Origin of the sequence: Streptomyces sp. NPDC002602, assembly GCF_042889445.1 — a bacterium.
In the GTDB taxonomy this organism is placed as follows: domain Bacteria; phylum Actinomycetota; class Actinomycetes; order Streptomycetales; family Streptomycetaceae; genus Streptomyces.
This window is the reverse complement of the sequence record NZ_JBIAQX010000020.1, coordinates 17,157-27,748: the sequence shown is the minus strand read 5'-3', so window position 1 is coordinate 27,748 and position 10,592 is coordinate 17,157. Positions and strand designations below refer to the sequence as shown.

The following is a 10,592-nucleotide window of genomic DNA, read 5'->3' as shown; positions in this document are numbered from 1 at the left end:
CCCCGCGGCCCCCCGCCGGGCCCGCGCCCGGCCCCCCCCCCCCCCCCGGGGGGGGGCCCGGGGGCGCGCCCCCCCCCCCACCCCCCTCTCATGCGGTTCGCCGGGTCAGTTCCGCTGCTTGTCGGCCTCGACGTCTTCCGCGGTCTTGATCGCGATGCCGTCGAGGATGTCGTGTTCGGAGACCACGACCTCCTCGGCGCCGATCCGCTCCATGATCGCCAGCAGGACCAGGGCGCCGGCGCCGATCACGTCGACCCGGCCCGGGTGCATGACGGGGATCGCGGCGCGTTCGGCGTGCGTGGCCGTCAGCATCCGCTCGCTGATCTCGCGCACCTTCGCGTAGGGGATCCGGGAGTGGTGGATGGCGGCCGAGTCGTACTCCGTCAGCCCCAGCGCGATGGCGGCGACGGTGGTCACCGAGCCGGCCAGGCCGACCAGGGTGCGGGCCTCGGTCAGCGGCACGGTCTCGGCGGCCAGGTCCAGGGCCGCCTCGATGTCGGACCGTATGGCGGCGATCTGCTCCTCGGTCGGCGGGTCGGTGACGGTCCCGTCCACCACCAGGTGGCGTTCCGTCATCCGGACGCAGCCGACGTCCACGGAGCGGGCCGCCCGGACGTGCTCGGAGCCGACGACGAACTCGGTGGAGCCGCCGCCGATGTCGACGACCAGGAACGGCCGCTCCATGTCGGTGCGGCCCGTCAGCTCCTTGGTGGCGCCGGTGAAGGAGAACTCGGCCTCCTGGTCCCCGGTGATCACCTCGGGTTCCACGCCCAGGATGTCCAGGACGCCCCGGACGAAGTCGTCCCGGTTCTCGGCGTCCCGGGAGGCAGACGTGGCCACGAAACGGATCCGCTCGGCGCCGAGCTCCTTGACGACAGCGGCGTACTCGCGGCACGCGGCGAAGGTGCGCTCCAGCGCCTCCGGGGCCAGCCGGCCGGTCTTGTCCACGCCCTGGCCCAGCCGGACGATCGTCATCCGGCGGTCCAGCTCGACGAACTCGCCGGTGGCCGGGTCGCAGTCCGCGACGAGGAGACGGATGGAGTTCGTGCCGCAGTCGATGCCCGCGACCCGTGTGGTGCTCACGCGTCCGCGTCCTTCTTCTCCCCGCACGGGGTGACGCAGGGGCCCTTGGCCCACCACTCGGGCAGCATCGCCAGGGCCTCGTCGCCGAACGGGTTCACGCCGGGGCCGGCGGCCAGCGAGTGACCCACCAGCACGTGCAGGCACTTCACCCGGTCCGGCATGCCGCCGGCGCTCGGGAAGCCCTGGAGCACCTCGATGGCGTCGCGGCGGGTGATGTAGTCCTCGTGCGCGGCCCGGTAGGCGGCGGCCAGCTCCGGGTCGTCGGCGAGCCGGGCCTGCATCTCCTTCATCACGCCGTTGGCCTCCAGCGTGCCGATGGCACCGGCGGCGCGCGGGCAGGTCAGGTAGAACAGCGTCGGGAAGGGGGTGCCGTCGGGGAGTCGGGGCGCGGTCTCGACGACGTCCGGCTGCCCGCAGGGGCAACGGTGCGCGATGGCGCGCAGCCCGCGCGGCGGGCGGCCGAGCTGCTGCTGGAACGCCTCGATGTCCGCGGCGGTCGGCTCGGTGCGGTCGGTCTGGGGCGGGGGCGTCTGCATGCCTGGGATGAGTCTCTTCGTTCGTGTGCGGGTGTGTCGCGGGCGTGGCGTGTCGGGGTCAGTCGCCGGGGCGGTCGGCCTTGTCGACGCCGTCCCAGACGTTCGAGTACCAGGGCCGGTCGGAGCCGGCCTGCCCGGTGCGGCGGTCTTCCTTGGCCTCGGTGCCGGGGTCGTTCATGATGTAGCCGATCTCCCCCGGACGCAGGAAGTGCAGGTGCTTGCGCGCCTGCTGTTCCGCGTAGGCGGGGTCCTGCCAGCGGGCCTTCTCGTCGCGGAGCTTCTCCAGCCGCTCGCGCGCGTCGGTGGCGTCCCGCTGTTGCTGTGCGATCTCGGAGCGCTGGGACACGTACTGGCGCATGGGGTACGCGAGGGCGACGACCAGGGTACAGAGCACGAGCACCAGGAGCGCGGCCCGGCCGGTGAGCCGGCTGCGGCGGACCTGACGGCGCGACTGGGAACGGTAGACGTGCGCCGCGGTCCGTTCGCCGAGTGCCTTGAGTCTGGTCGCGGTCGAGAAGGTGGAGAACCGATCCCGGTTCCCGGCCATGGTCCCGCCTCCCCTGAGTGCGCTACGCAATACGTCCCCGCACACGGTACGGGACCGAGTGCGGGGACGTACGGAGGCCGGGGCGTGATTAGCCCTCGCCGTTCCTACTGGTTCGCGGAGCGGAACCGCGGGAAGGCGGAGCGGCCCGCGTACACCGCGGCGTCGTCGAGGATCTCCTCGATGCGCAGCAGCTGGTTGTACTTGGCGACGCGGTCCGAGCGGGCCGGGGCGCCGGTCTTGATCTGGCCGCAGTTCACGGCGACGGCGAGGTCGGCGATGGTGACGTCCTCGGTCTCGCCGGAGCGGTGCGACATCATGCACTTGAAGCCGTTGCGCTGGGCCATCTCGACGGCGTCGAGGGTCTCGGTCAGCGAACCGATCTGGTTGACCTTGACGAGCAGGGCGTTCGCGGAGCCCTCCTCGATGCCGCGGGCCAGGCGCTCGGGGTTGGTGACGAAGAGGTCGTCGCCGACGATCTGGACCTTGGAGCCCAGCTTGTCGGTGAGGGTCTTCCAGCCGGCCCAGTCGTCCTCGTACAGCGGGTCCTCGATGGAGACCATCGGGTACGCGGAGACGAGCTCCTCGTAGTACTCGGTCATCTCGGCGGCCGAGCGGGACTGGCCCTCGAACTCGTACTTGCCGTCCTTGTAGAACTCGGACGCGGCGACGTCGAGCGCGAGCGCGATGTCCTTGCCGGGGACGTAGCCGGCCTGCTTGATGGCCTCGACGATGAGGTCCAGCGCGGCGCGGTTCGACTCCAGGTTCGGGGCGAAGCCGCCCTCGTCGCCCAGGCCGGTGGAGAGGCCCTTGGTGTGCAGGACCTTCTTCAGGGTGTGGTAGACCTCGGCACCCCAGCGCAGCGCCTCGGAGAAGGACTCCGCGCCGATCGGGGCGATCATGAACTCCTGGATGTCCACGTTGGAGTCGGCGTGCGACCCACCGTTGAGGATGTTCATCATCGGGACGGGCAGCAGGTGCGCGTTCGGGCCGCCGAGGTAGCGGAAGAGCGGCAGGTCCGAGGCCTCGGACGCGGCGTGCGCGACGGCGAGGGACACGCCGAGGATGGCGTTGGCGCCGAGGGAGCCCTTGTTGTCGGTGGCGTCCAGGTCGAACATGGCCTGGTCGATCAGGCGCTGCTCGGTGGCGTCGTAGCCGACGAGCTCCGGGCCGATCTGCTCGATGACGGCGAGGACGGCCTTCTCGACACCCTTGCCGAAGTAACGGTTGGGGTCACCGTCACGCAGCTCGATGGCCTCGAATGCACCGGTGGAGGCGCCGGACGGAACTGCAGCACGACCGGTGCTGCCATCGTCGAGGCCAACCTCGACCTCGACCGTGGGGTTGCCTCGGGAGTCCAGGATTTCCCGGGCTACGACGACGTCGATGGACGGCACGAGCATCTCCTTCTGGGATGTGACGCTGGGTGTGCGGTGGTGGGTCAGGCCGTGGGATGGCCTTGCCGACTAGAGCCTAACCGGCTCCGGCCACTCGACCGGCCGACCGCCCGGGTCCTGGGACGAAAAAGGGCCCGAATACCCTTCTTCCAGGACATACGACTCTTGATCGTCCGCGGGATCGGGTGTCACCGGGCCCGGACACGCCACCGCCCGGCGCGTGGAGGGGTACGCGCCGGGCAGGGGGTGCGTCAGGACTGACGCGGTGTCATCGGGGGGTTCAGCTGAGGTTCAGCTTCTGCCCGGGGTAGATCAGGTCGGCGTCCGGGACGATGTCCTTGTTCAGCTCGTGCAGCTTCTGCCAGCCGCCCTTGACGCCGTTCGCGTCGGCGATGGTGCCCAGGGTGTCGCCGGCCTTGACCTCGTACGAGCCGTTGCCGATCTTCGGGGCGGCGGTCGCCTTCGGGGCCTTCTGCGGCGCCGGGGCGGCCGTGGAACGCTCGGAGCGGGTGGTGGTGGAGCCCTCGGAGCGCTTGGTCTCCGTCTTCGGCGCGACCTTCTGCTTCTTGGGAGCGGCCTGCTGCTTCTGCGGCTTGGGGGTCTCGGCCGAGCCGCCGCCGTCGTACGAGGAGTTGGACAGGCCCACGCCACAGGACGGCCAGGCACCCTTGCCCTGGCCCTTGAGGACCTTCTCGGCGATGGCTATCTGCTGCGACTTGGAGGCCTGGTTGGCCTGCGAGGCGTACGCCTTGCCGCCGTAGGCGGCCCAGGTGCCGGACGAGAACTGCAGGCCGCCGTAGTAGCCGTTGCCCGTGTTGATGGACCAGTTGCCACCGGACTCGCAGGAGGCGACCTTGTCCCACTCGGAGGTGGTGGCGGCGGACGCGGAGCCCGCGGCCATCAGCGGGGCCGCGACGGCGACACCGGCGACGCCGGCGAGCGTGACGATGCGGGCGGCCTTGGAGCCGCGACGGTGCTTGCCCTTGCCGGAAAGCAGCATGGAGTTTCTCCTCACCGACGCCTACGAGGTGAGCTGTCGGGTTCGGGCGAGTGAGTTGCCCGGCCGCACGACTGGCGTGCGTCTTAACCCCCAGCCGGTTCGCGGCCGTCTCTCGACGGCCCGTCCCGGCGCCTACCTTGGTTCCCCCGCTCCTGCCTTCGGCGCTTGCGCGACGACTGTTCTCTCCGTCCGCCGGCAGGATTCGGCGATGCGGTCGAAGAGGCTCGCGGTGGCGAGCGATTCAGAAGGTAGACAGGTCTCCCCCCGATGTTCAACGAGCAACATCGGGGGGAAAGGGCCCTACTTGCGTTCCGCTTAGGGACGTTTGCGCAGGTGAGGGCAGGGTTTGCGGCAGCTTCGATACGTGACGCGCCAGTTGGGCGGAAGAGACGCATGTCTCACTTGCCGAAACCGGACATTCGGATCTTAATGGGTGCCCGAACTGCCCCTATTACTTGGTTAGATCCAGGTTCTGGCCGGGCTTGATGAGGTCCGCGTCCCCTCCGATGACCTGCTCGTTGGCCTCGTAGAGCTTGGTCCAACCGCCCTTGAGTCCCTTGGCGTCCGCGATGGCGGTCAGGCTGTCGCCCGCCTTCACCGTGTAGACGGGCTCCGGCGCGGTGTTGGGAACGGCCCCGAGGCCCTCGTTCGCCGCCGGGCCGCGGTGCTTGCCGCCGCCGTCCGCCGCCGAGTCGGTCGGGGTGCCCGTCGGAGTGCCCGTCGGCGCCGAGGGCGTGGTGGAGGGGTCGGCCGGGTTCGGGTCCCTGGCGGGGTCCGAGGGGACCGCCGGGGTGGTCGTGCCGCCCGGGGTGGTCGGGGCGACCGGCGGCTGGTTGCTCGGGCCGGTCGGAAGGGTCGGGTCCGGGTCCGGCATGACGGGCAGTCCGGCGTTGGGCCCCTGCGGTACGTCGGGCAGCGTGAACGACGGCACGCCGGACGGGGAGGGCAGGGTCGGGGTGGGCGCGGTGGGCGTCGGCACCCCGAAGTCGGTGGCCGGCGTGGAACCGCTCTTCGGCACCGCGGAGTCCGGGCGGGAGGGCGTGGGCGCGACCGGCGCGGGCGCCTCGACCCGGCCCGGGTCCACCGCGGCCGACGGGCCCTGTCGCGTCAGGCCGGCCGAGGACGCGCAGAGCGGCCACGCCTGGGGGCCCTGCGAGGCCAGCACCTTCTCGGCGATGGCGATCTGCTGGGAGCGGCTGGCGAGGTCGGGGCGCGTCGCGTAGTCGAGTCCGCCGGCCTCGTTCCACTGCTCCTGGGTGAACTGGAGTCCCCCGTAGGCGCCGCTGCCGTAGTTGGCGCTCCAGGAACCGCCGCTCTCGCACTCGGCGACCGTGTCCCACGTGCCGGCGTCGGCGGCGCTCGCGTTGGTTGCCGCGAGCAGCGGCAGGGCGAGCGCGGAACCGGTGACTCCGGCGGTGACGACGAGTGCGGGTATTTGCTTGGGGCGTCTGTGGCGGCCGTTCCCGGAACGCATGAGGCTGTACCTTTCGCATAACGGCGGGGTAACGGCAGAACCTAGCGGCCTTGGCATACAAGTAACAAGTTTGGTCGGAAACTGACTCGCGGTCAGGCCGGCCCCGGTCGCGCCTCAGTCGTTTCGGGGTGTGAAGCGGACCGGAAGGGTGCGTAGGCCACGCATGATGAGCCCGCCCCGCCAGCGCAGGTCCGCAGGTGGAACGGCGAGTTCCAGATCCGGCAGACGCATCAGCAAACTTTTGAGCGCCGTCTGTCCCTCGAGGCGCGCGAGCGGCGCACCGAGGCAGTAATGGATGCCGTGCCCGTATCCGAGGTGCTGATTGTCACTCCGGGAGAGGTCCAGAGTGTCCGGTTCCGCGAACCTTGCGGGGTCCCGGTCCGCGGCCGCGAGGACCACCAGCACCGGGTCGCCGACCGCGATGTCCCGCCCGCCGAGGGTCAGCGGTTCGGTGGCGAACCGCCAGGTCGCCAGTTCCACGGGCCCGTCGTAGCGCAACAGCTCCTCGACACCGGTCTCCAGCAGCCCGCTCTCGCCGGCGGCCAGGGACACCTGGAGGCGCTCGCGCTGCTCCGGGTTCATGAAGAGGGAGTGGACGCCGTTCCCGATGAGGTTCACGGTCGTCTCGAAGCCGGCGAAGAGCAGGATGAAGGCCATCGCGGTGGCCTCGGCCTCCGTCAGGTGGTCGCCGTGGTCGCCGGCCCGGATCAGATCCGAGATCAGGTCGTTGCCCAGATCGTCCCGTTTGCGGTGGATGAGTTCCCCGAGGTAGGTCCGCATCCGCTTCACCGAACGGGCGACCCCGCCGCGCGGTCCGCCGCCGTGCCGGATCATCATCCCGGCCCAGTCCCGGAAGTCGTCCTGGTCCTCGCGCGGTACGCCGAGCATCTCGCAGATGGCGTAGATGGGGAGCGGGAAGGCGAACTCGTGGATGAGGTCCGCCTCCCCCTTCCCGGCGAACCCGTCGATGAGGTGGTCGGTGAGCTCCTGGACGCGCGGGGCGAACTCCGCCACCCGGCGCGGGGTGAACGCCTTCGACACCAACCGCCGCAACCGGGTGTGGTCCGGCGGGTCGATGTTCAGCAGGTGCGTCATCAGCTCCGCCTTGCGCTCCCCCGGGATGCCGGTCTTGCCCTTGGCGTGCGCCGGCTCCGCGTGGTGCGCCGGGTTCTTGCTGAGGCGCTGGTCGGCGAGGGCCTGGCGGGCGTCCGCGTACCGGGTCACCAGCCAGGCCTCCACGCCGCTCGGGAGCTTGGTGCGGTGCACCGGGGAGTGCTCGCGCAGCCAGGCGTACGCCGGGTACGGGTCGGTGGCGAACTCCCAGTCGAACAGGGTGGGGCCCTGGGGGGAGGAGGTCTCGTCGGCGGGTTCCGCGGGGGTCGGCTCATGCACCCGCTGACCGTATCCCGGCCTCCGCGCGCCATCCCATATGGGTGCTTCGTCGCGGCTGTCCGTAGATCCGCCGAGGCTTGACCCCGCCCGCTCCGGCGTTCCTACTTTCGCTGTTGTGGACGTGAGGATCTTGAAGAGCAGTTTCGCGGTGGTGGAGAGACGGGCCGAGCACGCCGTCAAGTACTTCTACACGCACCTCTTCTGGCACCACCCCGAGGTCCGCCCGCTCTTCCCCTCCTCCCCGGCGGACATGCAACGGCAGCGGGACCGGCTCTTCGCCGCCCTCACCCACGTCGTCACCCACCTGGAGAACGAGACCCTCGTCCCCTACCTCCGCGACCTCGGCCGCGACCACCGCAAGTTCCGGGTCGGCCCCGAGCACTACGCGGCCGTCGGCACCAGCCTGCTCGCCGCCCTCGCCGAGACCTCCGGCGAGACCTGGACGCCCGACGTGGAGAAGGCCTGGGCCGAGGCCTACCAGGTGATCGCCGACGCGATGACGGCCGGCGCCGCCGAGAGCACCGATCCGCCCTGGTGGGACGCCGAGATCGTCCGCCACCTCCAGTACGGGCAGGACGTCGCCGTGCTGACCCTGCGCCCCGACCTCCCGCTCCCCTATCTCCCCGGCCAGTACGTGAGCGTGAGCAGCGCCCGCGTCCCGACCACCTGGCGCACCTACTCCCTCGGCAACGCGCCCCGCCCCGACGGCACCGTCGACCTGCACGTCAGCCGGATCGAGGAGGGCCGGCTGTCCACGGTGCTGGTCCGCGAGGCACGGCCCGGGGAGACGCTGCGACTGGGCGCGCCCGGTGGCCGGCTCACGCTGCGCCGCGAGGACCGCCCGGTCACCTTCATCGCCGCCGGCACCGGTTGGGCCCCGATCCGGGCCATGCTGGAGGACCTCGCGGAGCACCCTCCCGACCAGGACGTACGGCTCTTCGTCGTCGCCCGGGACGCCGCGCACCTCTACGACCGGCCGTTCATCGACGCGTACGCCGCCGCCCACCGCCGGCTCGCCGTCACCTACCTCACGCCCGCCCCCGGGCAGCACCGCAACCAGGCCACCGACCGGCTGGCGACCGCGCTCGGCCACCGCGGCCTGTGGCGCGACCAGGACGTCTACCTCGGCGGGCCGGCGCAGTTCATCGAGGAGACCGCGTACCTCCTGGAGGAACTCGGCGCCCGGCCCGACCGGATCTTCCACGACGCGATCCCACCGGGCGGCTCCGCGCGGACCCGCCCGGTGGGCTTCGGGGAATGGTTCCTGAGCCCGCCGGACCCGCACTGGCACAACCCCTCGGGGCGCGCACCGCTGTAGGGGACGTCGTCCACGCGCCGCCCGGCGACGCGGGTCAGGCGTCGACCGCCTCCGCCGCCCGGATCGCGTCCCGGTAGACGCGGGCCGCCGCGCGCAGAGCGGTCTCGGGGTCGACGCCCGCCGCCTCGGCGCGCGCCGCCAGTTCCAGCAACTCGTATCCGACGCCCTCGCCCCGGGGCAGTTCCACCGCGATCCCGCCCGTGCGGGCCCGGCCGGCGAGCTTGGCCGCGAGCGCGAGCCCGGGCTGGGCGACCGGGACCCCGTCCGTGACCGACGCGCGGCGCTTCTCGACCGCCTTGGTGGCCTGCCAGTGCGCGTTGACGTCCTCGGGCGTCTCGGCCCGGGCGTCGCCGAAGACGTGCGGGTGCCGGCGGATCAGCTTGTCGACCAGGTCCCCGGCCACGTCGTCGATGGAGAACGGCTCGTCGGCGTGCTCCTGCGCGATCCGCGCGTGGAAGAAGACCTGGAGCAGGACGTCGCCCAACTCCTCGCGCAGTTCGTCCCGGTCCCCGGCCTCGATCGCCTCGACCAGCTCGTACGCCTCCTCGATGGCGTACTTCACCAGGGCCTCGTGGGTCTGCGCCGAGGTCCAGGGGCATTCCCGCCGCACCCGGTCCATCACCTGCACCAGGTCGAGCAGCCGCGCTCCGGGCAGGTCGTAGGAGCCGGGCAGCAGTTCCAGGTCCGGCATGGCGACCCGACCGGAGCCGGCCAGCCGGGCGAGCCCGTCGGTGAGCCGCTGGTCGCCCTCGCCGCTGGGCAGGACCACGACGGTGGCGCCGCCGGCGCAGGCCTCGACGAGTTCGTGGGCGTCGGGGACCGCGTGGAGCACCTCGACACCCGCCTCGCGCAGGTACGGCAACTGCGGGTGGTCGGGGTCGGCGCACAGCACCCGGTCCGCGGCGTGCAGGGTCTGCCACGCGGACCAGGACAGCAGACCCGGGGCGACCCGGTGGCTGGTGGTCAGCAGGACGATGCGGCCGGTGGGCTCGGGGGACGCGTGCTCAGTCACCCCCCGAACCTACCTCCGGACGGGCGACTCAGGTCCCGGCGGGTGCAGCCTGCTCGGGGCGGGTCCGCTGGATGATCCAGGGGGTGGTCCCGTCACCGAGCCGGATCCCCTCGGCGTCCCAGCTTCCGTAGCGCGGGTTGACCTCGATGCCCAGCTTCTCGGCGGCCGCCGACGCGGGGGCGGTGAGCTTGTCCTTGCCGTACTTCTCCATGAGCTTGGACAGGAGCAGCTGGTCCGTGATGAAGCGGTCGATCTGGCCGGGGGCCGTCACCGCCTCCTGCAGGATGGCCGCCTGGAACTTCTGCGGCCCGCCGCTGCTGTCGACGAGCTCCTTGCGCTGCTCCTCGATCTCCTTCGTGGTGACGGTGATCCCGGCGTCCTTGGCCATCTTGTCGAGGATCCGGCTGTTGATCAGCCCGCGCAGCTTCGTCCGCTCCAGACGCGGGGAGCTCTCCACCAGCTCGGCCGGCGTGGGGGTCGTGGACCGGTTCTGTGCGGCGCGTACGTCGTTCACCTGGGCCTGGAGCGCTGAGGTGGTGATCCGTTCGCCACCGACCACGGCCGCCGTGCCGGGGCGGGTCTCGTTCGAGCAGGCGGACAGCAGGGGAGCCGCCGCGAGCAGGACGGCGGAGACGGAGAGCGCAGTGCGACGGTGCAAAGGAGCCTCCAGGGCCGGGAGATTGTGCGTCGATGCACAAGGGCCGTGCGGTGATCGATGTTATGCAGTCAGGGTGATCCGAGCCACTGGTTCGACCAACGATTCCGAGCGTGTTGGGGTGCGCGAGTGTTGGCGCGCCGGTCACCCCGGCGCCATCCCGGCGTCCTCCGCGTCTGCC

At 71.5% G+C, this 10,592-nt stretch carries 10 protein-coding genes and 1 riboswitch; of the genes, 1 reads left to right on the top strand and 9 read right to left on the bottom strand.

All coding sequences use genetic code 11. From position 1 onward, the window contains the following. Positions 1 to 105: 105 nt before the first annotated feature. The 7 genes from ACFYW3_RS34005 to ACFYW3_RS33975 all read right to left on the bottom strand — a co-directional run bounded on the left by ACFYW3_RS34005 (position 106) and on the right by ACFYW3_RS33975 (position 7,426). Positions 106 to 1,083: an exopolyphosphatase gene (locus ACFYW3_RS34005; RefSeq protein WP_389388356.1), complete on the bottom strand. Its 978-nt coding sequence runs from the start codon at positions 1,081 to 1,083 to the stop codon at positions 106 to 108. Beyond that, positions 1,080 to 1,619: a DUF501 domain-containing protein gene (locus tag ACFYW3_RS34000; protein ID WP_053681476.1), complete on the bottom strand. Its 540-nt coding sequence runs from the start codon at positions 1,617 to 1,619 to the stop codon at positions 1,080 to 1,082. Before ACFYW3_RS34000 ends, ACFYW3_RS34005 begins: the two co-directional genes overlap by 4 nt. A 58-nt stretch (positions 1,620 to 1,677) precedes the next feature. Continuing rightward, positions 1,678 to 2,166, bottom strand: coding sequence for a septum formation initiator family protein (locus ACFYW3_RS33995; RefSeq protein ID WP_053681478.1), 489 nt, complete (start codon positions 2,164 to 2,166; stop codon positions 1,678 to 1,680). Positions 2,167 to 2,270: 104 nt separating this feature from the next. Beyond that, positions 2,271 to 3,566, bottom strand: coding sequence for a phosphopyruvate hydratase (gene eno, locus ACFYW3_RS33990; RefSeq protein WP_267796196.1), 1,296 nt, complete (start codon positions 3,564 to 3,566; stop codon positions 2,271 to 2,273). 274 nt (positions 3,567 to 3,840) lie between these two features. After that, the gene (locus tag ACFYW3_RS33985) at positions 3,841 to 4,560 is read right to left on the bottom strand and encodes a transglycosylase family protein (protein ID WP_389388355.1); all 720 of its coding nucleotides are present in this window, start codon (positions 4,558 to 4,560) and stop codon (positions 3,841 to 3,843) included. Between the two features lie 3 nt (positions 4,561 to 4,563). Further along, a riboswitch (cyclic di-AMP (ydaO/yuaA leader) is annotated at positions 4,564 to 4,734 on the bottom strand. 277 nt (positions 4,735 to 5,011) lie between these two features. After that, the gene (locus ACFYW3_RS33980; protein WP_351753943.1) at positions 5,012 to 6,034 is read right to left on the bottom strand and encodes a transglycosylase family protein; all 1,023 of its coding nucleotides are present in this window, start codon (positions 6,032 to 6,034) and stop codon (positions 5,012 to 5,014) included. Between the two features lie 114 nt (positions 6,035 to 6,148). After that, the gene (locus tag ACFYW3_RS33975; protein ID WP_266947670.1) at positions 6,149 to 7,426 is read right to left on the bottom strand and encodes a cytochrome P450; all 1,278 of its coding nucleotides are present in this window, start codon (positions 7,424 to 7,426) and stop codon (positions 6,149 to 6,151) included. A gap of 121 nt (positions 7,427 to 7,547) precedes the next feature. Here ACFYW3_RS33975 and ACFYW3_RS33970 point away from each other — a divergent pair, with 121 nt between their 5' ends. Beyond that, positions 7,548 to 8,744, top strand: a complete 1,197-nt coding sequence (locus ACFYW3_RS33970; protein WP_351753946.1) for a globin domain-containing protein — start codon at positions 7,548 to 7,550, stop codon at positions 8,742 to 8,744. A 34-nt stretch (positions 8,745 to 8,778) separates the two neighbouring features. Here the strand turns inward: ACFYW3_RS33970 and ACFYW3_RS33965 are convergent, their stop codons facing one another. After that, a complete protein-coding gene (locus tag ACFYW3_RS33965) occupies positions 8,779 to 9,756 on the bottom strand; it encodes a nucleoside triphosphate pyrophosphohydrolase (RefSeq protein WP_351753949.1) in 978 nt (325 codons plus the stop codon). Positions 9,757 to 9,784: 28 nt separating this feature from the next. Next, complete coding sequence (locus tag ACFYW3_RS33960; protein WP_389388354.1) at positions 9,785 to 10,414, bottom strand: SurA N-terminal domain-containing protein; 630 nt, start codon at positions 10,412 to 10,414, stop codon at positions 9,785 to 9,787. Positions 10,415 to 10,592 lie beyond the last annotated feature (178 nt).

What these genes read in the sequence shown, in the direction of transcription:
- ACFYW3_RS34000 (WP_053681476.1), bottom strand. Translation starts at nt 1,619, where the DNA reads ATGCAGACGCCCCCGCCCCAGACCGACCGCACCGAGCCGACCGCCGCG.
- ACFYW3_RS33995 (WP_053681478.1), bottom strand. Translation starts at nt 2,166, where the DNA reads ATGGCCGGGAACCGGGATCGGTTCTCCACCTTCTCGACCGCGACCAGA.
- eno (WP_267796196.1), bottom strand. Translation starts at nt 3,566, where the DNA reads ATGCTCGTGCCGTCCATCGACGTCGTCGTAGCCCGGGAAATCCTGGAC.
- ACFYW3_RS33985 (WP_389388355.1), bottom strand. Translation starts at nt 4,560, where the DNA reads ATGCTGCTTTCCGGCAAGGGCAAGCACCGTCGCGGCTCCAAGGCCGCC.
- ACFYW3_RS33980 (WP_351753943.1), bottom strand. Translation starts at nt 6,034, where the DNA reads ATGCGTTCCGGGAACGGCCGCCACAGACGCCCCAAGCAAATACCCGCA.